Genomic DNA, 25,124 nt, shown 5'->3' with positions numbered 1-25,124 from the left:
AGAGGGTGATCGCTTTTCCCTCCCAGCGATCGCCCTCTTTTTCTTTTCGCCACCTGCCACTTGATCGAGCTGATCACACAAAGTTCATACAGAGTGTCAGGAGCGTGGAACGCTGGTTGTTAAGATGAAGGCCTCTCATCCTGGAAAGGAGCCCTCGTCATGCCTCTCACCGCGCAGCAAGAAGACCTCTGCTCCCAAAACACGACTGACTTCTCCGACCTTAAGGCCGTCACGGTCAATTGTTCGCTCAAGCGCAAACCGGACGAGTCTCATACGCGCTTATTGCTCTCCGTTTCCGAAGAGATCATGCGGAAGAGCGGCGTAAAAGTCGAAAGCATACACGCACTGTCCCATCAGATCGCGCCAGGTGTTTACCCCGACATGACCGAGCACGGGTGGGACCGCGATGACTGGCCCAAGCTGTGGCCGTCGATCGAGAGTGCGGACATCCTTATTCTCGCGACGCCGATCTGGCTCGGTGAAGAAAGTTCCGTGTGCCGAATCCTGATCGAGCGGCTCTATGGCATGTCAGGCATGCTCAATGCCAAGGGCCAGAGCCTCTATTACGGAAAAGTCGGCGGCACGGTGGTTACCGGCAACGAGGACGGCGTGAAACACTGTGCCATGACGACGCTCTATGCCCTGCAACACCTGGGCTACACCATTCCGCCCCAAGCCGATTGCGGCTGGATCGGTGAGGCGGGACCTGGAGCGTCCTACGGCGATGAGGGAGAAAACGGCCCCGTCGGCTTCGACAATGACTTCACCCAGCGCAACACCACGATCATGACCTGGAACCTGATGCATCTCGCGCGCATCCTGAAAGACGCCGGGGGCTATCCCAATCACGGCAACAATCGCGAGGCGTGGAAGGCCGGCTGCCGTTTCGGTTACGAGAATCCCGACTACCGCTCGTGACCGTCTGAGGGCCTAGTAGACCGAGTCGAAGAGGTCGTAGTAGGAGAGGTCGAGATAGCCCGCGTAGATGCCCCGGTGCTTTTCGTTCCAGGTGGTAAACCAATCATAGGTCTCCCAGAACCGCGGACTGTTACGCAAGATGCCGTAGGTGTCGCGCAGGCGATTCCAGTCCCTGAGAGTCTTTACATCGCGCAGGCCTCGCAGGAAGTCAGCGGCCTGACTGAGGTCCATTTCGAGGAAATAATTGGGGAACCCGCCGACGATGGTCGGATAGATGCTCATCGTATAGAGGTGCGGAAGCATTTCGCCGTTCTGGAACAGGATCGTGTCCTGGGTCTCGTAGACCCGGTTGGCGATGAGCGAATAGACCCTCGCATGTCCTTCAGGATCGTTGAGCCGCAGGATGATCACGCTCGGCAGGAAGCGCGGAAACTTGTAGTCGCGGGTCTGCGTCAAAAGGGATGCGGCGGCGACCCACTCGTCGTAGCTCTTGATCGGATCGTCCAGGGAGACCTTCGGCTTCACGTGCGGATTCAAGAGGTCCGGCGGACCGCTGACCCTCTCCCCCATATGCTCCTGAATATCGTCGATGAGGCTGAGCATAGGGTCGCGGGCGGATGTCTTGACCTGCGTCGGCTGTTCCTCGCCGGCGAACGGCTCGAGGGCGAGCGCGATTTGGCCTACTCCTTGTGTCCACTCGTCACGGAATCTCCGGCGTTCGCTCTCGGGTAGGAGCAAGAGGAAGTTATCCTCGAACTCCTGGCGCAGATAGTTGAAGAAGATGAGTGTCTCCAGCTTGGGCAAATCTCCCGACCAATATTCGAAGTTGGCGACCGTGTCGTAATAGATGCGCTCGAAGCCGCTGTAGTCCATCAGCCATAGCGTCCGCGGAATGCCGCCTTGCCGCCCCTTCATTACCGAGACGTTCGACTCGTGTCGCAGGACGGTCAGCCAGGCGTTGTCGTTGGTTTTATCCCCGTTCCAGATCGCGTCGATCGTGTAGCCCTTGGGCCGAAGCCTCTTGAGCGCGGCTCCATAGGCCTGCTCGTAAGCGTCGTTGCCGAACAGAGACCTATCCATAAAGGTCTCCCAGGTCTCCAGCCCCAGCTTTGGATCGCGGACGGATACGTCGTATTCGGGATCGACGAAGAAAACCCAGAACTGGTCTTTCACGGCGTAGGTCGCCGTCTGTCCGAGACACACGGGGCCGTACGTGATCCCCGAAACGATCAGCTCCGAATTCTCGAGGAGAAAGCGGTAGCGCGCTTCGACGGGAATCGCTTCGTAGACCTTGAAGGGATTGCCGAGGTCCCAGGGGGCATCGTGCTTTCCATCGAGATGCACATGCTTGCCCCAGTCGCGACCGAAGAACAGCTTCCTGAGGCGTTCGATATCCGCGTTGTTGAGTTTCCAGACGAAGTGGTTCTTCTGAACGCGCGGCGTCGTGACTTTCTGCAGTCGATAGTAGAAACGATCGACCCCGGCATATTTGTATGGGTCGGTGTAAGGGAACGGCGTATCGATGACGTCGACGCGCGCCGGCGGATTTTGGCTTGCGTCTCCCGGCGCGGTTGTCGAACGGACCAGCCGGAAGAAGTCGCCAGGACTTTCGTCAAGGACGATCATCGACAAATACAAGTGGTCGAAGATGTAGCGGGAGACGAGCTGCGATCGTTTGTCGTCGGCGTTGAAGAAGTCCTCCCAGGCGCGAACAGCTTTCGGGTCGGCGACCATGTCCTGTTTGCGCTTCTCGGCGTCCGTCGGGCCAGGCGCGTTCGCGGCGACCCAGTCCCGCAGCGTCTCAACGTCCTTTTCGGCAAGCGCCGTCAGTCCGAAGGGCATACCGATTGCGGGGTTTGTCTCGATTTGCTGCGACAGTGCCTCCGGGGTTGCAGGGCATCGATGCTCGTAACGCTTGGCGTAAAGCGGCATCAGGGCTTTCCGCGAGAATCCCGGCGTGTTGTGCTTCGCACCCGCCTCGATCATCTGGGTCAGCATCGACCGGGACAGGTTCTCTTCGCGCGAGCCCCCCCGGGACAGTACCGGATAGAAGCCGCGCTTGCGCCACTGCTCCGTTGTTTGAACGACATTCATGTCGGTGCGCGGGTACGTGCCAAGATGGCTGGAATAGGGGTTCTTGCCGAACCCACCGCGCTCGAGCCCGCGAAACGACGAGAGCTTCAAATTGCACGGTGAGCCAAGACAGCCATGGCAGGCCACGCACCTCTTGTTGAAAAGGGGCTGGATGTCGTGGATGTAGTTTGGAACTTTGGCTTCCGTCTCCGCTTTGGCAGGCACGGCCTCCTCTGCGGCGGCTGACGTTGCGAACAGCAATGCCAGGCCTAAAGCGATCAGGCGCCCCGCTTCGCGCATGGTGAGTCTCCGGCTCGATAGACTTCCCGATGAGATCTGCGCCGACGCCATCATGCTCGCTCCGTCTAGTGCGTTGCCCCTGCTTTGGTTGCGGTCTTCTTCGGCGCCGCCGCCTTCTCTGTATTCGTGCGCTGCTCGACCGGCCGGCCATTGCGTCCGAGATTGCAGGCGCTGTTGACGAGCGCAAGATGCGAGAAGGCTTGAGGGAAATTTCCGCACAGCCGTTTGGCTTCCGTGTCGTACTCCTCGCTCAAGAGCCCGAGATCGTTCGATAGGCCAATCAGCCGCTCGAACAGTGCAATCGCATCCTTCTCGCGCCCCATCATCAAATAGGCGTCAACGAGCCAGAAACTGCAGGCGAGGAACATGCCTTCGCCGGGCGGGAGGCCGTCACTGGCTTTCGAGGTGTCGTAGCGCTGAACGAGGCCGTCCTTCATCAGCGTCTTTTCGATCTGCTCGACCGTTCCGACCATGCGCGGGTCCGTCGCCGGCAGAAATCCCATGGCGGGAATGAGCAGCAGGCTGGCATCCACTTCCGTGGAGCCGTAGGAGCGCACGAAGCTATTGAGTTCCTTGTTGTAGCCCTGTTCGCAAACTTGCTTGTGGATCGCCTCGCGGGTCTCGCGCCAGCGTTCGATGGGGCCCTCTAATTTAAAGCGTTCGGCGCTGCGGATCGTGCGGTCGAAGGCCACCCAGGCCATGACTTTCGAATACACGAACTGCTCGGGCCCGCTGCGGACTTCCCAAATGCCCTCATCGGGCTTTTGCCAGACGTCCTCCACCTGTTCGATGATCGCAAGTTGGAGATCCCAACCGGACTGCAGCGGGGCGAGACCGCCCTTCCGCGCCTGATGCACGGCATCGAGCATTTCGCCGTACACGTCGAGCTGCACTTGATCGTGCGCGGCATTGCCGATCCTCACGGGGGTCGAGTTCTCATAGCCCTTGAGCCAGGGCAGTTCGAACTCGTACAACCTGCGTTCCCCTGCGATGCCGTACATGATCTGCATCTGTCTCGGACTGCCCGCGACGGCGCGCAGGAGCCACTCGCGCCATGAGCGCGCCTCGTCATAGTAGCCGGTGTTCATGAGAGCGAGCAGAGTCAGGGTCGCGTCGCGCACCCAGCAATAGCGATAGTCCCAATTGCGCGGGCCCCCGAAGTGTTCGGGCAGCGATGTGGTCGCTGCCGCGACGACACCGCCGGTCGGCTCATACGTCATTGCCTTGAGAGTAATGAGCGAGCGTTTGACGATGTCGGCGTAAGGGCCCTCCATCGTGCACTTGGAAGTCCAATTTTTCCAAAACATCTCCGTGCCATGGATCAAGGACTCGGCGTCGAACTCCACGGGCTCGGGAATCCATGACTCCGTGTAGGACAGAGCGAACGACTCCGTTTGTCCCTGCTTCACCTCAAACGTGCTCTTGGTCTTGAAGTTTTCGCCACGCAGCTCGACGGAAGACTGCAAGACGATCCGGCTTGGACCTGCGATCATCCGCAAGCGGCCGTCGGGCATCGTGGTGACCCAAGGCACGGATTCGCCGTAGCCGAAGCGCACGATGATTTCGCTCTCGAATTCGATGGTGCCTTTCTCGCCGACCACAAGCCGGATGACGTTGGGGTGCTTCTCGCACGGATACATGAAGTCGATGACCGTTGCCGCGCCGGTCTCCGTCTCGAATCGTGTCTCGAGAATCAGCGTGTCGGGGCGGTAGCGGCGTGTGACCTTCGCCTTGGGGTCCGTGGCCGCGATCAGCCAGCGCCCGTTGTTCTCTTCCCCAAGTAGCGATGCGAAGCAGGCTTCGGAATCGAAACGCGGTAGGCATAGCCAGTCGATGGATCCATTCCTGCCGACAAGCGCGGCCGTCTCGCAATCCCCAATCAGGGCGTAGTCTTCAATGGGAAGAGCCATGGCGGTGCGACCCTAAAGACCGGGGCTCGACTGCATCAAGCCGCCATCCACGATTACCGAGGTAGCGGTCATGTAGCTTGCGCCGTCACCTGCCAGGAAGGACACGACGGTCGCGATCTCCTCCGGCTTCGCCATGCGGCCGAGGGGTATCGCCGCGTCAAGCTTCTTGAGCTTCGCGGGATCGTCCATTGTGCTGGTGTTGATCGGTGTTTCGATCGCACCGGGCCCGACTCCGACGATCAGAATATTGTGCGGTGCGAGTTCGACGCCCGCGGTTCGCGTGAGCATACGCATACCCCCCTTGGAGAGGCAGTAGGCCGTATTGCCCGGCATCGGCCAATCCTCATGGACAGAGGTGATGTTGATAATCCTGCCGCCGTCGCCCTGGCTGATCATTTGCTTGGCGGCAAGCTGCGTTGCGAAAAACGCACTCTTGAGATTGATGTTCATGACGGCGTCATATTGGTCTTCGGTGGTGTCCAACACCGACGTCCGTGTCTCGATGCCGGCATTGTTCACAAAGATGTCCAGCCTGCCGAACTTGGCGACCGCGGCCCCGATCAACTTCTCGAGGTCGGGAACCTTGCTGACATCGGCGTCAATCCCAATGCACTTGTCTCCAAGCGCCGCGACCTTCTGTTCGAGCGCGTCCGTGGCTTCCGGGTGGGTGACGTAGTCGATCACGATGTTGACGCCATGCTTGGCGAGTTCGAGAACGATCGCCTTGCCGATGCCCGTATTTCCGCCTGTAACGATCGCGACCTTGTTCTTCAGGGGCATTTACAGTCTCCATTCAGGGAAGGTTTTTCACATTCCACTAACGCTGTAACCGGAACGACATGAACGCGACGTCAAATGATCGGCATCCAAACTAGACATCACGGATCGCATCGGCAACGGTGCTGACGCGCGTTAACCACGCGAATCAACGAGTCCACCTCCGGACTATCCGACTCACATCTTAAAGGAGTGCATCATGTCCGCCCAATATGACGTGATCGTTGTCGGGAGTGGTGCCGGAGGTGCCAGCGTCGCCTATAAGCTTACGCTCGCGGGCAAGCGGGTTCTCCTGATCGAAAAGGGGCCTTTCCTTCCACGCAACGCCTCCACTCTGGACGTGCGCAGAGTCTTTATCGACGGCGTCTTCAAGAACCACGTGCCGTGGCTCGACAGCAAAGGGCGCCAGTTCGTCCCGGGCGAATTCTACAATGTGGGCGGCAAGACCAAATGGTATGGCGCGGCCCTATTTCGCTTTCGCCCTGAGGAGTTCAAGGCGGAGCCCGATTTCGACCTCCTCGGCTGGCCCTTTGGCTACGAGGAGTTGGAGCCCTATTACGACGAGGCAACCGACTTCCTGCGGATCACCACCTTCAAGAATGAGCCGCGGCTTCAAGCCTTGCTCGATAAGATCACAACGGCCGATCCGGGATGGGAGTTGCACCCGCTTCCGCTCGGCCTGTCTCACGACATCGTCGATCACCCGCAAGAAGCGAAGCACTTTGATGGGTTCGCATCGCCCTCTGGATTGAAGTCGGATTCAGAACGCAATCTGATCGACCACATTCGCGACAAGCCGAACTTCAAACTCATCGCGGGCGATCCCGTGTCGGCGCTGGTGTCGGCGCCGGGCGACGCCCGCAAGATCGTCGGTGTCCAGTGTGCGGACGGATCGACCTACGAGGCGCACACGGTGGTGCTTGCGGCAGGCGCTATGAGCTCGCCGCGGATCCTCCAGGATCATCTGCATGCGAACGGTTTCGCGCTCGAGTGCGGTGATCTCCTGGGCGCGAATTTCAAGATGCACATCAACTCCGCGCTGCTCGGCTTCTCACCTTTCGAGGACCACGACATGCTGCGCAAGACGGCGGTTCTCTACAACGACCGGTTTCCTCATTCTTCAATGCAGTGTCTCGGCTGGATCGATGCCGAACTCCTTGCGGCCCAGGTTCCGCCCGAGGTTCCGAGTTTCGTGGACAAGCTGCTCGGTAAGAGGGCGATCGGCTTTTGGGCCACAACCGAGGATTCGTCTAGCCCCAAGAACCGAATCATTTCCGGCGGACCCGGCGGAAGGTCCATTATGGATTACAGTCTCGACCGCATTCCGCATTCCGTGAAAGAGCACCACGCATTGGTCGATGCTTGGATCGAGCGGCTCCTGGCGGCTGGGCTCGTCGGCTTCAATAAATACATGGGCATGGCCGGGACAGCCCATGCGTTGGGCAGCATGGTGACCGGCGATGACCCGGCGCGCTCGGTGGTGGATCCCCACGGCAAGGTGCACGGGATGGAGAATCTCTATGTCGGCGATGGGAGTCCGCTGCCTCGCGCTAGCCGGGTGAACCCGTCCTTGACTATCTACGCGTGGGGTCTCCGCCTCGGCGCCCACCTGGCAGCGAATTAGACGCAGCGCGCAAATTGCTACTTCCAGCCGCAGGTCTCGTGACGCTAATTTGAGGCCTCGACGGCCGATCGTGGGGGATGCTAAGGCACGACCCATTGATCGAGGGCTTGTAGTTGGGGCTTGGGGGGAGGCCGATGCAGGACGCAGGGGTGAACAAGCAAGACGCGGAGCCGGCGGAAGCCACCTGGTATTTGAGCCGGGACGGCCAGCAGCATGGACCGCTTTCGGACCGCGAGTTGTCCTTGTTCGCCGAGGGCGGCAACTTTCAGCCCGGCGACCTTCTTTGGACGGCCGGCCTCGACGAATGGAAGCCTGCCGACTCTATCTTCGGGCTCGCGCAAACCGACGATGAAACGCCAGCATCCCAGACTGCCGCGGAGGACACCGAGTTCCTCCCAGACGATGAGGACGTCGCGCCGGATTCCTTTGTTGCCGCCGAAGATGCAGCAAAAATCGACGCTGCGGCGTCCCAGTCCGGCGCTGAAAGAAGTTCGGCCGCGCGGCATTATGAAGGGTTCGAAGACGACTCTGTCTTGGACGATCCGCTCGACGACCATGTCGGTGCGCTTGCCAAGGCCCTACGGGGCGAGGCCGAGCCTCCGCAGTTGTCGTTTCAGGAGCAGCTGGTCGCCGACCTCAAGACATTTGGCGGCTTTTGCGCCTATCTCTGGGCTGTGTTCGTCGTGCTGACTGTGCATGCCGTGGTCGGGAGCGCCGAATATGGTGTGGGACTTAGCTTCTTCGTGCTCACCACCATCAACGCGTTCGTGCTGATGCGATTGATGCCGCTTGCGGAGCGCCACGCGTTCTTCCAAAACCTCGCGCATAAGCCGCTGATCTATTCGATCGCCTACAAGACGCTCTTTTTCGTCACGGCCTTGGTCCTGGCTTATGCGGTGGAGATGGGTGTGTTAGGCTTTGCCGGCATCGGGGACGGGTTACTAAGCCTCGGCGGCGGATTGGGCGGCATGCTCGCCTGGTGGCTCATTTTCTCGGTGGCCTTGTTCCCATATTTTGCCTTCCGCGAAGTCGAAGCCGCGGTCGGTGCGGACATGATGCGCAAGCTCTTGTTGGGGCGGATATAGGACGGCGATCAGGTTGGCCTGAAAGAGACTCTACGGGTGATGGAACCCGGAAAAGGAACGACGCATGCCGATAATTGTTTTGCTGCTGCTTGCCGCCATGGTGGCGACATTCGGGTTTTGGGGCACACTCAAAGGCATTCTCGGCGCGATCGGGGTGGTCGTGCTGCTGTGCCTGCTCATTGTTTTGGCCGTATCCTTTACCGCTGCGTGGATCATGCGGCGGTAGCTGTCCGTTCGAGCCGAGCGCCGTACCTAGTACTTGTAGCGCTCCCCCGTAACGGCGAAGTAGGCCTCTTCAAACTGGTACTTTTGGAAGATGCTTGCCGTAGCGGTGATGGCGCGCCCACAGGCGCCGCGCGCTTCCTCGATCTCTTCCGCAGACAACGTCTGCCCGCCGTCGACCTTTTCCGCGGCACCGAGGCAGAGCTCGCCGTCTGCGGCGGAAGCCGAGGCCGGTCCTGGATGACCGGCGCTCGCGAGGAGGACGATGGCGGCAAACGCCCGGGCGCGCATGGGATCGTTCGCGGCTACTCCGCCGCGAGCCTTACGTACTGACCGTTGGCGACGGGGCACGCGGCCCACAGCTCGCGAAGCGAGTCGACGAGATAGGCCATCTGGGCATCGGTATGTACGGGCGAGGGCGTGAGCCGCATGCGCTCGGTACCACGCGGCACCGTCGGGTAATTGATCGGCTGCACGTAGATTCCGTAGTGGGTGAGCAGTGTGTCCGTCACGGCCTTGCAGTGGACCGGATCGCCGACCATCACGGGTACGATGTGGCTCTGGTTGTCCATCACCGGGACACCCACATCCGCCAGCATGGACTTGAGCGTCTGCACACGCTCGCGATGCCGCGCCCGCTCGATCTCCGACCGCTTCAGGTGGCGGATCGAGGCGAGGGCGCCGGCCGCGATGGCGGGAGCCAGGGATGTCGTGAAGATAAAACCCGGGGCGTAGGAGCGGATCGCGTCGCAGCACGCTCTGCTGGCGGCGATGTATCCGCCCATGACGCCGAAGCCCTTGGCAAGGGTGCCGTTAATGATGTCGACACGGTCCATCACGCCTTCAAGCTCGGCGATGCCGCCGCCGCGCGGGCCATACAGGCCGACGGCGTGGACTTCATCGAGATAGGTCAGGGCGTTGTACTTGTCCGCCAGGTCGCACACCGTACCGATCGGCGCGATGTGGCCGTCCATGGAGTAGACGCTCTCGAACGCGATCAGCTTTGGCGTGTCCAGCGGGACCGACTTGAGCAGGTCCTCGAGATGCTCGAGGTCGTTGTGCCGGAAGATATGCTTGGGGCCGCCGCCGTGCCGGATGCCTTCAATCATCGAGGCGTGGTTCTTCGCGTCGGAAAAGATCTGCAGGCCCGGGATGAGCCGCGTCAGAGTAGAGAGGGTGGCGTCGTTGGCGATATAGGCGGAGGTGAAGAGGAGCGCAGCTTCCTTGTTGTGAAGGTCGGCCAGCTCGCTTTCCAGTTCCACGTGATAATGCGTCGTGCCGGAGATATTGCGCGTGCCGCCGGAGCCGGCACCAACCTGGTCGATCGCCTCGTGCATCGCGTCGCGCACGGCCGGATGCTGGCTCATGCCCAGATAATCGTTGGAGCACCAGACCGTCACATCCCGCGTGCCGCTCTCCGTGTAATGATCGGCGACGGGATAGGCGCCGCAGCGCCGCTTCAAATCTGCAAAAACGCGATACCGGCCTTCTTGATGCAAAGACTCAAGATGCTGGCGGAACTGATTCTCGTAGTCCATGTGTCTCCGTTTCCCTAGACCCTTGGCGTTCGCCAACGCCACCCAGCAATTGGTCGAACGGAATGGAGAGCCTGAGCAGCCCGGTTGGCACAAGTTCTTGTAGGGCTTGCGTAAAGTCCTAACCGGTACTGAAGCCTTACCTGCTACCTAGCCCAATCACGGCGTCACCACAAGGAGAACGGGCCGCTGAATTGCCGACCCAATGTCGCACGGCTTTCACAATTGTGTTTGACGCATCTCAATTTCCGAACCCCTGGGCCTGGAGGGCTCGGATTGGCGGCAACGCAGGGCGGCGGCGCCCCGGTCAGTCCTGCCGGACGGTGTCCCGAATGGCTTGCAGGAACACCCGCCGCGAGAAGGGCTTCTGAAGCACAGTGTGGTGCCCGTAACGGCCGGCCACGTCGCTCGGGTCGTAGCCGGTGGCGAATACATAAGGCAGTCCGCGCGCTTCCAGGGCGTCGGCCACCGGGTAGACCAGTTCGCCTGCGACGTTGAGATCGAGGACCGCGGCGTCGACGGCATTGTCGCTCAGCAGCCTCAGAGCCTGCCCGACCCGGCTTGCAGGACCGACGACTTCGCACTCCGATTCGAGCAGCATGTCCTCCAATTGGAGTGCGATCGGCGCCTGATCCTCGACGACCAATACGCGAAGTCCCTTCAGGGGCTCGTTTTTCGGAGAAGGCATAGTCTGCGTCGCCCTGTTTTCATCCCTGGTCTGGGTTGATTGATTTTTAGGCCCTGCAAGCCCGGACGCCGGTGCGACGGACACAGGCGACTCACCACAGGCGATTCGACCGAGGCCACCCCGGCGAGACCAGCCGAAGCAAAACCAGGCCCGAGATGTGGCCGTGCCGTCCGCGCCCGGAGGCGTCGGAAGCTTGCCCGCCCGGCCTCGGAACCCGAAGCCGACCCATGAGTACTAGCCCAAACACCACCCCGTCGCGACCCGAAAATGCTCCACCGGAAGGAGGTAACAGGTTGGCGCATAGAGGTGAATCCGGAGTGCCCTGAAATGCACCCGCGGATGGACACGAATTGTGCAAAACCGGCCGGCGGCTGGTCGAGCCGCAGGGCTACGCCGGTTCTTACGGGATCAGCCGCACGCACGCGCCGCCTTCAACTTAAGACACTGATTTAACGTGCAAATCTCAGCGCGATCGGGTGGGTCGCAGGGCCCAGGACAGCGCTAATATTTCGTGGCCGAAATGTCACAACTTCAGCGAAAAGGGGCTCGCACGGTTTGTTAGCAATTTACCTTCGAGGGGGATCGCGTATAAGCAGACAGTAGAACTCTCTGCTGGCGGGAACTCGTCCATAATTTTGGCGACAGCTAAGCCGGTAAGGCGCTTAACCGCCGCAGAACGAGAGTTTTGGATTAGTCAATTTTGGCCAGGGAAGGTGGACATGGAGATGTTTGGGGGACTGACAAGAACATCCAGCCGCATTGCCATTGCAGCCGCGCTTGGGCTTGGGGTTTACGCTCTGAGCGCTGCGCCTGCGAGTGCGCAGGGCTACGGCGGCAATTGCTGCGCGGATCTTGAAGAGCGGGTAGCCGAGCTTGAAGCATCTGCGGTGCAGAAGGGGAACAAGAAGGTATCCGTGACGGTATCTGGCTGGGTCATCGAGTCGATGAACTGGTGGGATGACGGCGCGCTGACGGACAGCTGGGTTGGCACGAAGGACGTCGACCTTGGTTCCCGTTTTGCGATCACGGGTTCTGCGACGATCGCTCCTGGGTGGTCGGGCGGTTACAACTTGACGGTTACGACGCCTGGCGCGTGGGCCGGCAATCTGCTGAACGGCAACAACTTCGGTATCTTTTCGAACCAGTTTGCCCAGGATTCGCTGAGCCTTGGCAGCATCCAGACGCTGTACTCGTACATGTACATCAAGAGCGACGACTACGGCACGATCAACCTGGGCTATCTGAGCCCTGCGTCGGATAACGCGGCTGTTCTGGCCGACATTTCCGGCACGGTGATCGAATCGAACGCGGTGTTCTTCGAAGGCGGCGGGTTCCTGCTTCGTCCGAAGAACGGCGCTTCCGGGTTCAACGGCCTTTCGGGCATGACCTGGGGCAACTTCCTGAACTGTTCGCTGGTCGGTCCGGTCGGCGGCGACTGCTACGGTGCTCCGCAGAGCGGTATCCGGTACGACTCGCCGACGTTTGGGGGCTTCCGGATCGAGGCGTCTTACACGGACGATTACTCGAACAGCTTCCGGGCTGCTCCGGTGAACGATGCGCCTGAGATCTGGGACCTGGCCGTGTTCTACACGGGCGACTGGGGTGACTTTAAGATTTCGGCGGCATATTCGTACACGCAGTCGAACGGCAACCTGTTCAGCGCGAACCAGACGGGGTCGACCTCGATCAACCAGTTCGGCGGTACGGTCATGCACGCTCCGACCGGTCTCGGTATCTACGGTTACTACAACTACGAAGAGATCGACGCGAACTACGTGAACTACAACGGCGTGCAGCAGGGCATCCCGAGCTGGGACTCCTGGTACTTGAAGGGCTTCCTGAAGCGGACGTGGAACCCGCTCGGCGCGACGGTCCTTTACGGCGAGTACGGCCAGTATAACGACGGCTTCAACGGTGTTGCTGGTACGAACAACTGCGCCAGCTTCGCCGGGGTCGGCGGCACGGCCTCCAACTTCTGCGGCGCCGGTGGCGTGGACGTGAACGGCAACTTCGTCAACGGCCTGTACGTGACGGGTTCGGAAATCCAGCGCTGGGGTCTTGGCGCGGTCCAGGAGATCGACGCGGCAGCGATGCACGTGTTCGCTCGCTGGCAGCACCAGGCAGCCGACATCGACTTCATCGGCGTCAATGGCGCAACGGGCACGACCCGGAACGTCAGCCAGGGCTTCGAAGACTACGATCTGTTCCAGGTTGGTGGCATCATCTTCTTCTAATCCACCAATCCAGACGACACTTACGGAAGCCGCCCCTCGGGGCGGCTTCTTTTTTGCCTAATGCAGGCCGGCACGTTCTCCCCAACCCGTCGATCACATCAACGAGAGGTCTTTGGCATCCGTGCGCTGGTGAGCCACGCACCGATGCCGATATCCGGCGGGATGCTTGTGAAAGGCCGGGCCAGAGGCTATTTCTCATTTGAGGAAACGAACGAGGAGCGAAGCCCGAACAGGAACCGCAAGAGTTCCGAGGGGATGGAGGAGCATGGCAGAATCAGTCTCCGGCGCTGCCGGAACGCCGGAGCCGGTGCTATCGGTTCAGAACGTGTCCTACTGGTACGGCGCCAAACAAGCGCTGGACGACGTCAGCTTCGATGTCTATCCGGGACGGGTGACGGCCCTTTTGGGGCCGAACGGCGCCGGCAAATCCACGCTCTTCTCGCTCATCACGCGTCTGTTCGACGCCCCGACCGGCCGTATCGAGATCGACGGCAAGGCGGCGGCCGAGTGGGGCTTCAAGATCTTGGCCCCGCTGGGGGTCGTCTTTCAGCAGCCGACCCTCGATCTGGACCTTACCGTGCGTCAGAACCTTCGCTACTTCGCCTCGCTGCGAGGGCTCGGCCGGAAGGAAGCTGATACGCGCATGGAGAAGGCGTTGGCCTCGCTCGACATGGCCGAACGTATCGGCGAGAAGGTGCGGGCGTTGAACGGCGGCCACCGGCGCCGCGTCGAAATCGCGCGGTCGCTTCTTCATAGCCCGAAACTGCTTCTTCTCGACGAGCCCACGATCGGCCTCGACGATCCGACGCGCGACGCCATCGTGCGCCACATTCACAAGCTGGCGGCCACAGACAATATCGGCGTCCTGTGGGCGACGCATCTGTTCGACGAGGTGGAGAGCGAGGACGCTCTCGTCGTCATCAACAAGGGGCGGGTGGTCGCGCGCGGCGACGTGGCCGGCATCGAGAAAGAGACGGGGTCGACGAGTTTGGCGGAGGCTTTCCGGCGTCTCACCGGAGATCGCGTGGAGGAGGTCGCCGTATGACCCTGTTGCACTACACCCGTGCTTTCGGTGGGATTGTCTGGCGGGAGCTCCTGCGCTTCTTGCAGCAACGGGAGCGGTTCCTCGCGGCGCTCGTCCGGCCCCTGATCTGGCTGATCATCTTCGCAGCCGGGTTCCGGGCGGCCCTCGGAATCTCGATCATTCCGCCCTACGAGACGTACATCACCTACGACGTCTACATCACGCCCGGCCTTCTGGCGATGATCCAGCTTTTCCAGGGCATGCAGAGTTCGCTGTCGATGGTGTACGACCGCGAGATGGGTTCGATGCGGGTTCTGTTGACCACACCGCTTCCGCGCTGGTTCTTGCTCATCGCGCGGCTGTTTGCCGGTGTGCTTGTGTCCCTGTTCCAGGTCTACACGTTTTTGGCCGTGGCCTATCTGTTCGGCGTGGAGTTGCCGCCCCTAGGGTACGTGCTTGCGCTGCCGGCCCTGATCCTTACCGGTATGATGTTCGGTGCGCTGGGCATGCTGCTGTCGTCGACCATCAAGCAGCTCGAGAACTTCGCCGGGATCATGAACTTCGTCATCTTCCCGATGTTCTTCGCCTCCTCGGCGCTCTACCCGCTTTGGAAGATGCAGGAAGGCAGCTGGATCCTCTACGAGATCTGCTTCTACAACCCGTTCACCTGGGCGGTGGAACTGATCCGGTTCGCGTTCTATCAGAAGATGAACTGGGAGGCCCTGGCGGTCGTGGCGGTCTGCACGGTCGTGTTCCTGGGGCTATCCGTATGGGCCTACGATCCGTCGCGTGGCATCCAGCAGCGCAAAGCGACGGCGCCCGCCGGGGGCTAACCGCGCCACATAGGCGAAGGTCGAGCGCCGTTGAGGTCTACATCTCTGAGAAATTGGCCGGAAAGCGCTTGGAGAGATCGGTGAGCAGCGCCTCGATCATTGCCGGGTCGCGGTCCTTTTGCGGCACGTCAATGCTCTCGACCGCGAGCACATGTGTTGGCCGCGGCGCCATTACCACGAGGTTGTCGGCAAGTTGCAGGGCCTCGCGTGGATTGTGCGTGACCATAACGGCCGTCGTGGGCCGCGCGGACCAGACCTTAAGCAGCAGGCGCCGGAGCCGATCCGCGGTGCGTTCGTCGAGGGAAACGAACGGTTCGTCCAGCAACAGGAGGTCGGGCTCCGTCGAAAAGGCGCGTGCGAGCGCCGCCCGGCGAGCGAGGCCTAGCGAAAGCTCTTGCGGGTAACGAGACATCATTTCGGCGATCCCCACCGCTTCTGCCAAAGTTTCGAGATCTTTCCCAGAGAACCCGGGCGCGGCGACGAGCTCGATGTTTTGCTGCACGGTTCGCCAAGGCAGGAGGCGCGGCTCCTGAAACATGAACCCCAACCGTGCATGCGCCGGCATGTCGATTTCGCCGGTGAATTCGTCATCGAGCCCGGCCACAATGCGTAGCAACGTGGTCTTGCCGCACCCCGAGGGCCCCATGAGCACGGTCATGCTCTCGGGCGCCAGGTCGAGCGACAATTCGCGGATCGCCGTCAGCCGCGTGCCGTCGGCGCCGACATGGGTCTTTTCCCCGATGCGGATCTTAAACTGGCTTGTTACGCCAGCGTGTCGTGTATCTTTCAAGGGGCTGTACCAGTAGATATTCGATCGCGAGCATGACGACCACGAAGGCAAGCGTGTAGCCGAGGATAGCGGTCACATTGAAAAGCTGAAAATTCAGGTGCAACTCGAAGCCGACACCGTTCGGACGTCCCAGCAGCTCGACCACCAGAACAATCTTCCAAATAAGGGAAAGGCCCGTTCGCGAGGCGGTCGCGAAATAGGGCTGGAGCTGCGGCAGAGTCACATTCCGAAACTTGCTCCACGGCGTCAGCCGGTAGGCCCGTGCCATTTCGTCGAGCCCGGGGTCCAACGATCGCGCACCTTCGCGCAGCGTCACGATGACGTTCGGGATCTTGTTCAGCGCGACCGCCCCGATGGCGGCGGCCTCGGTCAGGCCGAACCAGACATAGGCCAGGATGATGATGACGAGCGCCGGTAGGTTGAGAAGCACGATCAGCCACGGATCGAGCACCCGGTTGACGGCGGGCAGCTCACCCATGAGCAGTCCGACGGCGCTGCCTATGACCATGGCCACGACGAAGGCCGCTAGCACGCGCCAAAGCGTGATGCCGAGCTGAAAGATGAGGTCGCCGTGCAGCGACTCCTCGATAACGTAGTTCAGCACCTCGACCGGACCCGGCAGGAGCCGGCTTTGGGCCACATGGGCCGCGATGAACCAGATCAGCACAAAGGCAGCCACGGACACGATCGAGACCCATGGTCCGCGCATGTACCAAGAGGCTTGGCGCACCCCGGACTGTACCTCCACCGTGGTCACTGGGCGGACCCGTGCCAGAAGGTTCCGGGGGCAAGTTCGGCCCCCTTGCCGACCAATTTCGCGCCACCCAGCTCGCGCAGGAACTGGTACAGGATCTTTGCGTCGGCCTCTTCCGAGGTGGTTTCTCGCTCGGGGATGCCTTCACGGAAACGGCGCCTCAGCGCCTCGAAAGTGGCTCCGTCGAAACTGGGATCGTTCGCGCTCATGACCGGCTTCAGCCGTTCCCATTCCGCATCCGAAGTCGCCAAAAGCTCGTTGGCCTTCTCCGCGGCGCGAACGAAGCCGTCGATCGCCTTGGGATTCTGCTCAGCCCAGTCGGCATTGAAGACATAGCCGAGCATGGCAACCTCTCCCTTGGCGCCGAGTTCCCGTACGACGTCCTCAAGTCCAATGAGCTGGGTGAACCCCACCGCTTCGAGGCGGGCGGCATAGGGCCAGAAGTTCAGCACGGCGTCGATTTGGCCCTGCTTCGCCCGTGCCGCCAAAAGCGGCGGCGCCCCGAACTCCTGGGTGGTTTCGGTCCTAAGATCGATATTGGCCGTCCGCAGCGCATAGGCGACGATCAGGAGCCAGCTCTTGTCGAGCGGGCCGCCCGCGACCCCCAGCCTCTTGCCCTTGAGGTCGGCCAGCGTCTTTATGGGCGAGTCCGGCGGGACCATGATCGCGCCCAGCGCCGTCGAGAATGGGACAAGGGTGAAGTCGGCGCCGCTCGTCCGCTCCCGTGAAACCCAGAGCCAATCGGTTACGACGATGTCCAGCGAACCGCCCTGAAGACCGACGGCGGTCGCTTGCGTGCTGGCGAGCGGGACGACCTCGAGAGATATCCCCTCGTCCTTGTCGAAGCCGTTGGCTTGGATCGTATCCATGACCCAATTGACGGTGCCGAACTTCAGGACACCGACCTTGATCGGCGTGACGTTCTCCGCTCGAGCGGGCAGGCAGCTCACGAAGGCGAGGCACAATATGGCTAGCAGGCGTAGGCGCAACGGGTCATCTCCAAGTGTGAGTTTCCTCCAAGCGTCGGTCTGTTCCAGGTTCTCTTGAGAGGAGGTCGGGCGATGCGCACCCTGGGCAACAGTCGCGGACAGGTGCGCGGGGCCGTGACCTGCTAGTAAGGCCTGGAATCGTTATGGCGCGTCGTCGGCGAGTGGCGCGGCTTAATCTACAAGATGCGCCGCCCCGTGCAAGGTTCCATTGTACGGGCGCCAGTAATGCCTTGGGAATTGCCAAAAGTCTTATAGACGTTGCCAATGAGAGGACTGACACCGGGCCCTGTCGAACCGGGTTCGTCAGCCCGCCGCCGCCGGTTTCAAGCGGTAGCCGTGTCCCCGGACGGTTTCGATCAGCGGTTCCCGGCCCTTGGTGTCGATCTTCCGCCGCAGCCGGGCGATGTAGACGTCCACCACATTCGTCAAAGGGTCCTCGCTGTATCCCCAGACCTGGTTCAGAATGCGTGTCCGCGAGAAGACGCGACCCGGTGAGCTCATCAGTAGTTCGAGGATGGCCAGTTCCTTCGCGGTGAGCTTGATCGGCTCGTCACCGCGCTTCACTTCCAGCAACTCGCGGTCGAGTTCCAGGTCGCCCACCGTCAGCACGTTGGAACTCGGCGTGAAATTGTGCGACCGCCGCACCAGCGCCTCGATCCGGACCAGCAGTTCGTCGAAATCGAAGGGCTTGGTGAGATAATCGTCGGCGCCGAGCTTTATGCCTTTGATCTTGTCCTCGATCGCGTCCATCGCGGTCAGCATCAGTATAGGCGTGTGCTGACCATCTTGGCGCAGACGCTGGCACACGTCGTAACCGTGCATGTCCGGGAGCATAAGATCGAGCACGATCACGTCGAAGTCGCCGGTCTTCGCAAGTTCGATGCCGTCGCCGCCATTTTCCGCGACGGTGACGCCATGGTTCTCGGCGCGTAGACCCCGGTCAATGAAATCGGCCACGCGCGGTTCGTCTTCCACCAAGAGCACGTTCACGCTTGGCTCCCTCCCATCTTTTCCGGCAAGCTTACCAGAATAATCGTTCCTTCCCCGACCCTACTTTTGACCTCGATTGTCCCGCCATGGGCTTGCACGATCGCACGGGCCACGGGCAGGCCGAGCCCTAAGCCTTCGTCGTTGGCCTCGGCGGCGTTCCCAGCACGCCGGAAGCGCTCGAAGATGCTGTCCATGTCTTCTTTCGGGATGCCGACGCCTTGATCGGCGACTTTGATCGTGACGGTGCCGTTCTCGCGGGACAGTCCGACGTCGACCGTTCCCCTTGCGTCGGAGTACCGGACGGCGTTGTCGAGGACGATCAGCAGCAACTGGCGCAGCCGTGCCGGGTCGCCGTCGACCATTTGGTGCGGGCTATCGTTTGCGAACTCGATTCCCACGTCCTTGTTCATGGCGATGATCTTGGCGTCACCCACAACGCTTTCGACCAGCTCCGTAAGATCGACTGGCTTGATCTTCAGCTTGGCTGCACCGGCGCCTTGCCGGGCAATGAACAGGAGATCGCCCACCAGGACGGAAAGATGCTTAGCCTGTTCCACGATGCGCTCGATGGAATGCTTGTATTCCGGAATGCGCTTGTTGCGGCCGCGCAAGGCGATTTCGCCCTCGCCGCGAATAACCGTCAGCGGGGTGCGCAGTTCATGGCTGATGTCGGCAAAGAAGGCGCGCCGCGTCTCGTCGATCTTCCGCAGCGAGTCGTTCGCGAGGCGCAGTTCCTCGGTCCGCTCCTCCACGATCGATTCAAGATTGTCGCGCGCGTCCTGCAACGCCTTTTGGTGATCCTGGAGATCGGCGGCCATGCTGTTGAAACTGCGCCCGAGTTCGGCGAACTCGTCCTTGCCCCGGACGGCGATGCGGTAGGAGAGGTCGCCCTCGGCCAACTTTCGCGTCCCATCCAGGAGCGCGGCCAAGGGCGCACGTAAGCCGCGGATCAACAGGAACGCGAGAGCCAGCGTAATGAGGACAGCAAGGGCGGCGTGGATCGTGCTGATGCGCTCCAGCCGCGTCAGGAGCTGCGTCGCGGCGGCATCGATCCTCAGCACCTCCGCCGTCTCGTCGGCCACGGCGACTTCGATGAGCTCGTTGAGCTCTCTGTCGAGACCGCCACGAAGGAGGTCGACCAGATTCTGCCAGGCGATGTCGGGACGTCCGCGGCTTCTCAGCTGGTCGACCTGGGAGAGCTGCTCCAGAACGTGCCGGTACTCTTTTCGGATCGCTTCCAGCCGATGAACTTCGGCAATTTCCACCTGGCCTTCTTCCTCGCCGACGATCGCCAGTTCCCGGCGCGACAGATCCTCGAGCGCCGATAAGTCGGATTCGATGACCTTCTTCAGATAGGCCTCTCCCAGAGGACGGTCGGAGAGCCCTGTCAGGAGCGTGTCGGTCCAGGCCTTGAAGAGCTGTTGGCTATGACGCGAGAGCTGAAGCTGCCGTTCCAGTTGCTCGTGCGCAATGCGCGACCGGATCAGGTAGCGATGCGACTGCGCCACGCCCCAATAGGAAAACGCTGCCGCCGATAGCGACATGGCGAGCAAGAGACAGGCTGCGATGAGAAGCTTGGTGCGATAACGCATCAGATGCAAAGCGCTCCTTGGTAGCCGCGTCGAGGCGCTTCCGGGCGCGCTTTTCGTCTGGGTCGCGGTCAACTCCCTCCGCCCGATGGGGCGGCCTGTTACCTATACTGCATTTTGACCTGGTTGACGGGCAGTTCGCATGCGGTCCGCGACGTGTAGGCGCTCCGCACCGCCGCCAAGCGCGTGCTAGCGAAACCGCCATACCTTCCCGTATTCAATGGCAAAAATGGCACCTCCGCCATTGCAATATGACGTATCTTTCGGGGATATTGAGCAAAAGGCGGGGCAAACCGCCAGAGGGATGCGTTGGGGGGCAGCACGTGTTTACGTCGGGACTCGCAGGGAACCCGGGCAACCGGGGCCGGTCGGCTCTTGCGGCCGTCTGGGGCGGCATCGCGGCGAGCGTCATGCTCCCCGCCGCTGTGGCCTTTGCGGAATTCGAGATCCCGGAAGTCGATGCCGAGAAGGGTGCCTTCGAGGCCGAGTATCGCGGCGCCAAACACTGGGGCTTGCCTCCTAGCGACGATGACGACGACCGCGAGGCGCTTCGCCAGAGCCATGAGATCGAGCTTCAGTACGGGTTGACGGACTGGTGGATGTTGCGCCTCACCCCGAATGTCGAGCGCGTGCCCGGCAAGGCCGCCGAGTTCTCGTCCCTGGGCGTGGAAACGCAGTTCGTGCTGGTGCCGCGTAACGATGGTGTCTTCGGCCTGGCGGTCATGGCCGGCTACGGCCCGTACTCGCTCTTTGTCGAAGACAATACGCCTGACGAGTTCGAGTTCGGTCCGGTGATGGAGGTCGCTCCCGGACCTTGGCTTCTCACCCTCAACCCCCGGCTCGCGACGGATGTCGGTAAGGATGCCGAGCATGACGGCCTCGGTTTCGAGTACGCCGCGCAGCTTCGCTATCAATTCACGGAACGCCTCGGCGCGGCGGTTCTCGGCTTCGGAGAGATTGAGGAACTCGCTCACACCGGGCCGTTCGAGGCGCAGACGCACGTGCTTGGTCCGAGTCTCTACGTATTTTCCGCGCCCGACGCGGAAAGGGAATGGCTCCTAGGCGCAGGCATGTTGTTCGGCCTCACCGAAGCATCGGCCAAGTCCGCCGTGCGCATAACTCTCGCGGTGGAATTCTGATGGTCTCGTTCCCCACACGCCACATTGCCATCGCGGCGATCCTGCTCGGATCGATCGGCCCTGCGCTCGCGGAGTTCGAGATCCAAGAATCCACCATCGATCCCGGCGAAACCCAGCTGCAATATCGCGGTGCGTGGCACACGGGCCTGCCGTCGTATCAAGCCGTTGAAGATATCAGCCTGCTGCCAGACACGGAGGAGGCTCCCCTCCGGCAAAGCCATGACTTCGAGATTCAATACAGTCCCACCACATATTGGCTAGTGGCGCTAACCCAGGTCCTCGATGAGCCGATCGACGACAATGGCGCCGACCTCAATGCGATTGAGTTCGAAACCCAGTTCGAACTCATTACGCGGGAAGGCGACGGGTTGGGTCTGTCAATTCAAGGGGGTACGGAGCAACCGGTGTTCGAGGCTCGGGATGAAAACGATCCGGAGATCGCTTTCGGTCCGATTGTCGAGCTTTCAAAGTCGAACTACACGCTTGTGCTGAACCCGCTGTTCTTCCGCGTCATCGGTGACAAGAACGATCAGGAAGGTTTCGGGTTCGAGTACGGCTGGCAAGGGCGCAAAGAACTGTTCGGTGAGCGCCTTTGGCTCGCGGTCGAGATGTTCGGAGAGATTGAAGACATGTCTAATGCTGGGCCCTTCAACGAGCAGCAGCACAGCATCGGGCCTGCCTTCTACTACACGTTCGGCAAGGAAGACGACGACTTCGTCGGCGACGACGACCTCTACGACGTCGATAGAAAAAGCAAGGAGTTCACGGTGAGCCTCGGTGCGCAGTTCGGGCTCACGGATGCGACCTCCGATGTCGCCATCAAGGTCTTCATCGGGTACGAGTTCGACTAAGGACGGCCCAAGAAGACCCTAGCGGACGGTGAAGCGGAACGGCACCGAGACAGAGATGGTCTCCTCACCGACTTCCGCCGGGATCGACGGATAGGGCGCGGCGCTTGCGATCGAGTCGAGCGCGGCCTTGTCGAGTTCCTTGTAGCCGGAGCTCTTGACGATCTTATGTGCGACGAGTTCTCCATCGGACTTGACCGTCAGGCGTACGACGGCCGTGCCGACGCGGGTCGTGCGGGGGTTGATTTTCGCCCGCTCGAGATGGACCCGAAGCTTGCCGAGATAGGCCCTGTGCGCGGTGGCGTCACCGCCGGACAGCTCCTGACCTGAGCTTTCGCGCATCGCAATGACGGTTTGCTGCGCGACAGAGGCCAGCTGCTGCGGCAGGGGCTGTTCCTTCACCTCAGGTTCGGGCTCCTCCTGCACCAGTTCTTCAACGGGCTCGATCAACTCGTTCTCGGGGCCCGCCTCCGATGTCAGCAAAGTGTCTTCGACCGGCTCGACCTCCGGGACGTCTTCCACAGGGACTTCTTCCTGCTGCTCGACGGCCTCAACCTGCTCCAGCGGCTGTGCCGCGGCGGTCATCACGGGCGGTGCCTCGACGGCCTCGACCGACATGGCATCCTCGCCGAGCTTCGCAATACCCTCGATGGCAATGCCTTGCTCGACGACCATGATGTCGCCCCCCGAACCTTCCTGAATTGCCGCGCCGCCGGAGTCGGGCAGCAAAAGGGCAAGCACAAAGGCGGCGTGGACGCCGAGTGATACCAACCATGCAATGATATTGAGCGGCATGACGGCTCCGCTTGGCGCGCTATTGACCCGGTGCTGCGCCGGCCTTGGGCTGAGACAGCAGCGAGACGCGCGAATAACCACTTGAGCCGACGCGGCCGAGGATTTCCATCACTTCGCCGTAGGGACGGCTCTTGTCGCCGCGCACATAAACCACCGTGTCGCCCTCGGATTGCCGAAGAGCCTGAAGGCGCGGCACCAGCGTGTCGGCTGTGACCTGCTCGTCGCGGATGTAGACAAGACCGTCCGCATCCAATGAGACGATCATCGGCTTCTTGGGCTGACTGACCTTGGCGGCGGACGTCTTCGGCAGCTCTACTGGAACGCCGGCGACCAGCAGCGGCGCGGTGATCATGAAGATGATCAGGAGCACGAGCATCACGTCGACCATGGGCGTGATGTTGATCTCCGAGATCGGGCGGTATCCGCCTTCCTCGGCGCCCCCGCCATTGCCGACGGACATACCCATTACGAAGGCTTCCCTGCGCGGAGCGGTTCCACGTTATCGCCACGCGCACGCCGCGATTGCGGCGTGGCTTCGGTTTCGTCTTCGGTCAGGTCGCGGGCGATCTCAATGATCGCGTCATTGCCCTTGGCGAAGGCGCGGCCGAGCGCGACGGAAATCTGGTTGTAGGCGACGACCGCGGGAATAGCCGCGGCGAGACCGATCGCTGTCACGATAAGGGCCTCGGCGATGCCGGGCGCTACGACCGCGAGGCTCGTGTCCTTCTGCGTTGCGATGGCGGTAAAGCTGTTGACGATGCCCCAAACGGTTCCGAACAGACCGACGAAGGGCGCGGCCGAGCCGACGGTCGCCAAGAAGGGCAGGCCGACCTCCACTTTCTGAATTTGCGTTTTCAGAGCGTGCCGGAGGGCGGTCTCCACCCGGTATCGGCGTTCGATCGGCGTATCGTCGAAGTCCGCCTGCAATTCGGCTTCGCCGGCCTCGAGCACCTTGCGGGGAAATCCGCCCTTATCGGCGCTCGATCGGGTCTTGGCGAGGCGGCGGATGCCGCCCTTCAGCCAGTTAACCCGCACAATTTTCTCGAAGATGATCGCCCAGCATGCCACGGAGGCCAGGACGAGAAGCAAAATCACGCCCTTGACTACGGGGTCGGCCTGCATGAGCAGTCCCCAGACGCTGTAGTCGTGAGCTGCAGCCGCTACGGCGATTTCCTGTTCTACTTCCACGGTGCCGAGTCCTATTTGTTAAGTGCGTTGTCGGTCCTGCTCGACAGGGCAAGATCCCCGAGGCAGTCGGCCACGTCTTGCGACCCGGCCTTGCACTCCATCACATCATTGATCAAGAAACTCCCAACGTCGTCGCAAGACGTGCTGGCGACATCGAAGAGCTTCACGGTTCGCTTCTTGGCCTTGAGCGGCGCAAGTTCGACGGCGAAGCGTTGGTCGATGATGCCGTCCGGACGAAAGAGGATGAAGTCGAGCTTCAGGGTCTCGTATGCCTTGTCGCTCTTGTTGTCGATGACGAAGTAGGCGCGGCAGTCGGAGCCTTTGGGCTCGAGCTTGTTGAGCTCGATAGCAACGCTGGCCTGCTTGGTGTCGGCGGAGGTAGCCTCTTCGGCCGCGGCGACAGCGTCCTCCTCGGCCGTAGCGATGGCCGGCCGGATGAGCAGTGCTGCGGCAAGCGCCAGAACAGCTACGAGAATTTGCCGGGTGCAAGTGGCCGCATGCCGGTTGTCTCTAGTCAAAAAAAGCACAAATACCTCCCATACCGAGCCTGCTTTGAAAGATCAGGTTTCGGTTGCCTGACGGCGTTCCGACGGCTTTAGCCGCTCCCTTTTATGTTCCTCGATCTTGGTTGAGGGTACCGCGCGAGGCCGCCAGCAAGTTCTGGGCGCCTCGACACTTGGACCGACATCCAAACCAAAGACTAGTTAGTAGGTCCTCCGAGAGTACCAGAGATTTTTTAGCGTGGCGGTCGAGGGCATTCAAGCACGTTGCCAAGGGATGATTTGGTAAGTCACTTGCCAAATGTTCCTAATTGTCCTT

Annotated in this window: 24 protein-coding genes; 9 read left to right on the top strand and 15 right to left on the bottom strand. The window is 61.2% G+C overall.

The features are described 5' to 3' along the window. Positions 1-159 precede the first annotated feature (159 nt). On the top strand, positions 160-918 hold the full coding sequence (locus GL4_RS15450) for a flavodoxin family protein (protein WP_045368859.1): 759 nt from the start codon (positions 160-162) through the stop codon (positions 916-918). A 12-nt stretch (positions 919-930) separates the two neighbouring features. Here the strand turns inward: GL4_RS15450 and GL4_RS15445 are convergent, their stop codons facing one another. Genes GL4_RS15445 through GL4_RS15435 form a run of 3 tightly spaced genes read right to left on the bottom strand, consistent with a single transcriptional unit; the run spans position 931 to position 5,981 of the window. Then, the gene (locus GL4_RS15445) at positions 931-3,345 is read right to left on the bottom strand and encodes a fatty acid cis/trans isomerase (RefSeq protein ID WP_082025720.1); all 2,415 of its coding nucleotides are present in this window, start codon (positions 3,343-3,345) and stop codon (positions 931-933) included. An 11-nt stretch (positions 3,346-3,356) separates the two neighbouring features. After that, the gene (locus tag GL4_RS15440; protein ID WP_045368856.1) at positions 3,357-5,201 is read right to left on the bottom strand and encodes a glycoside hydrolase family 15 protein; all 1,845 of its coding nucleotides are present in this window, start codon (positions 5,199-5,201) and stop codon (positions 3,357-3,359) included. A 12-nt stretch (positions 5,202-5,213) separates the two neighbouring features. Next, the gene (locus GL4_RS15435) at positions 5,214-5,981 is read right to left on the bottom strand and encodes an SDR family NAD(P)-dependent oxidoreductase (RefSeq protein ID WP_045368853.1); all 768 of its coding nucleotides are present in this window, start codon (positions 5,979-5,981) and stop codon (positions 5,214-5,216) included. Positions 5,982-6,177: 196 nt separating this feature from the next. On the opposite strand from GL4_RS15435, the gene GL4_RS15430 reads away from it, so the two are divergent. From GL4_RS15430 to GL4_RS17810, 3 genes are all read left to right on the top strand, one after another. Beyond that, entirely contained in the window at positions 6,178-7,602 is a 1,425-nt protein-coding gene (locus GL4_RS15430; RefSeq protein WP_045368851.1) for an FAD-dependent oxidoreductase, read from the top strand. A 134-nt stretch (positions 7,603-7,736) separates the two neighbouring features. Further along, positions 7,737-8,687: a DUF4339 domain-containing protein gene (locus GL4_RS15425; RefSeq protein WP_045368849.1), complete on the top strand. Its 951-nt coding sequence runs from the start codon at positions 7,737-7,739 to the stop codon at positions 8,685-8,687. A gap of 64 nt (positions 8,688-8,751) precedes the next feature. Further along, positions 8,752-8,913: a hypothetical protein gene (locus GL4_RS17810; RefSeq protein WP_172653385.1), complete on the top strand. Its 162-nt coding sequence runs from the start codon at positions 8,752-8,754 to the stop codon at positions 8,911-8,913. A 26-nt stretch (positions 8,914-8,939) separates the two neighbouring features. Here the strand turns inward: GL4_RS17810 and GL4_RS15420 are convergent, their stop codons facing one another. From GL4_RS15420 to GL4_RS15410, 3 genes are all read right to left on the bottom strand, one after another. Then, positions 8,940-9,200, bottom strand: coding sequence for a hypothetical protein (locus GL4_RS15420; protein WP_045368847.1), 261 nt, complete (start codon positions 9,198-9,200; stop codon positions 8,940-8,942). A 14-nt stretch (positions 9,201-9,214) separates the two neighbouring features. Continuing rightward, positions 9,215-10,447 (bottom strand): 5-aminolevulinate synthase, encoded by a 1,233-nt coding sequence (gene hemA, locus GL4_RS15415; RefSeq protein WP_045368845.1) that lies wholly within the window; start codon positions 10,445-10,447, stop codon positions 9,215-9,217. A gap of 304 nt (positions 10,448-10,751) precedes the next feature. Continuing rightward, positions 10,752-11,132, bottom strand: coding sequence for a response regulator (locus tag GL4_RS15410; protein ID WP_045368843.1), 381 nt, complete (start codon positions 11,130-11,132; stop codon positions 10,752-10,754). A gap of 719 nt (positions 11,133-11,851) precedes the next feature. On the opposite strand from GL4_RS15410, the gene GL4_RS15405 reads away from it, so the two are divergent. The 3 genes from GL4_RS15405 to GL4_RS15395 all read left to right on the top strand — a co-directional run bounded on the left by GL4_RS15405 (position 11,852) and on the right by GL4_RS15395 (position 15,223). Beyond that, on the top strand, positions 11,852-13,366 hold the full coding sequence (locus tag GL4_RS15405) for a porin (protein ID WP_052464631.1): 1,515 nt from the start codon (positions 11,852-11,854) through the stop codon (positions 13,364-13,366). A 265-nt stretch (positions 13,367-13,631) separates the two neighbouring features. Beyond that, positions 13,632-14,411, top strand: coding sequence for an ABC transporter ATP-binding protein (locus GL4_RS15400; protein WP_045368840.1), 780 nt, complete (start codon positions 13,632-13,634; stop codon positions 14,409-14,411). Then, positions 14,408-15,223 carry an ABC transporter permease gene (locus GL4_RS15395; RefSeq protein ID WP_045368839.1) on the top strand — a complete coding sequence of 272 codons (816 nt, stop codon included), beginning with the start codon at positions 14,408-14,410 and terminating at the stop codon, positions 15,221-15,223. The genes GL4_RS15400 and GL4_RS15395 overlap by 4 nt, the downstream gene beginning before the upstream one ends. A 37-nt stretch (positions 15,224-15,260) precedes the next feature. On the opposite strand, the gene GL4_RS15390 is transcribed toward GL4_RS15395, so the two are convergent. From GL4_RS15390 to GL4_RS15370, 5 genes are all read right to left on the bottom strand, one after another. Further along, positions 15,261-16,013 (bottom strand): ABC transporter ATP-binding protein, encoded by a 753-nt coding sequence (locus tag GL4_RS15390; protein ID WP_045368836.1) that lies wholly within the window; start codon positions 16,011-16,013, stop codon positions 15,261-15,263. After that, on the bottom strand, positions 15,973-16,770 hold the full coding sequence (locus GL4_RS15385; protein ID WP_244462640.1) for an ABC transporter permease: 798 nt from the start codon (positions 16,768-16,770) through the stop codon (positions 15,973-15,975). The genes GL4_RS15390 and GL4_RS15385 overlap by 41 nt, the downstream gene beginning before the upstream one ends. Continuing rightward, positions 16,767-17,717, bottom strand: coding sequence for an ABC transporter substrate-binding protein (locus tag GL4_RS15380; RefSeq protein WP_244462639.1), 951 nt, complete (start codon positions 17,715-17,717; stop codon positions 16,767-16,769). The genes GL4_RS15385 and GL4_RS15380 overlap by 4 nt, the downstream gene beginning before the upstream one ends. A 342-nt stretch (positions 17,718-18,059) precedes the next feature. Continuing rightward, complete coding sequence (locus tag GL4_RS15375) at positions 18,060-18,746, bottom strand: response regulator transcription factor (RefSeq protein ID WP_045368831.1); 687 nt, start codon at positions 18,744-18,746, stop codon at positions 18,060-18,062. Beyond that, positions 18,743-20,338: a sensor histidine kinase gene (locus GL4_RS15370; protein ID WP_045368829.1), complete on the bottom strand. Its 1,596-nt coding sequence runs from the start codon at positions 20,336-20,338 to the stop codon at positions 18,743-18,745. The genes GL4_RS15375 and GL4_RS15370 overlap by 4 nt, the downstream gene beginning before the upstream one ends. 320 nt (positions 20,339-20,658) lie before the next feature. On the opposite strand from GL4_RS15370, the gene GL4_RS15365 reads away from it, so the two are divergent. Both GL4_RS15365 and GL4_RS15360 read left to right on the top strand, forming a co-directional pair. Further along, complete coding sequence (locus GL4_RS15365) at positions 20,659-21,474, top strand: hypothetical protein (protein ID WP_045368826.1); 816 nt, start codon at positions 20,659-20,661, stop codon at positions 21,472-21,474. Further along, positions 21,474-22,325 carry a hypothetical protein gene (locus tag GL4_RS15360; RefSeq protein WP_045368823.1) on the top strand — a complete coding sequence of 284 codons (852 nt, stop codon included), beginning with the start codon at positions 21,474-21,476 and terminating at the stop codon, positions 22,323-22,325. The genes GL4_RS15365 and GL4_RS15360 overlap by 1 nt, the downstream gene beginning before the upstream one ends. 18 nt (positions 22,326-22,343) lie before the next feature. On the opposite strand, the gene GL4_RS15355 is transcribed toward GL4_RS15360, so the two are convergent. Genes GL4_RS15355 through GL4_RS15340 form a run of 4 tightly spaced genes read right to left on the bottom strand, consistent with a single transcriptional unit; the run spans position 22,344 to position 24,832 of the window. Continuing rightward, entirely contained in the window at positions 22,344-23,117 is a 774-nt protein-coding gene (locus GL4_RS15355; protein ID WP_045368820.1) for an energy transducer TonB family protein, read from the bottom strand. Positions 23,118-23,136: 19 nt separating this feature from the next. After that, the gene (locus tag GL4_RS15350; RefSeq protein WP_045368818.1) at positions 23,137-23,583 is read right to left on the bottom strand and encodes an ExbD/TolR family protein; all 447 of its coding nucleotides are present in this window, start codon (positions 23,581-23,583) and stop codon (positions 23,137-23,139) included. After that, a complete protein-coding gene (locus GL4_RS15345; RefSeq protein ID WP_244462638.1) occupies positions 23,583-24,305 on the bottom strand; it encodes a MotA/TolQ/ExbB proton channel family protein in 723 nt (240 codons plus the stop codon). Before GL4_RS15345 ends, GL4_RS15350 begins: the two co-directional genes overlap by 1 nt. Positions 24,306-24,316: 11 nt before the next feature. After that, positions 24,317-24,832, bottom strand: coding sequence for a hypothetical protein (locus GL4_RS15340; protein WP_244462637.1), 516 nt, complete (start codon positions 24,830-24,832; stop codon positions 24,317-24,319). Positions 24,833-25,124 lie beyond the last annotated feature (292 nt).

It is taken from the genome of Methyloceanibacter caenitepidi (assembly GCF_000828475.1).
GTDB lineage: Bacteria > Pseudomonadota > Alphaproteobacteria > Rhizobiales > Methyloligellaceae > Methyloceanibacter > Methyloceanibacter caenitepidi.
The sequence above is the reverse complement of the archived record's forward strand: the minus strand, read 5'-3'. Positions and strand labels throughout refer to the sequence as shown.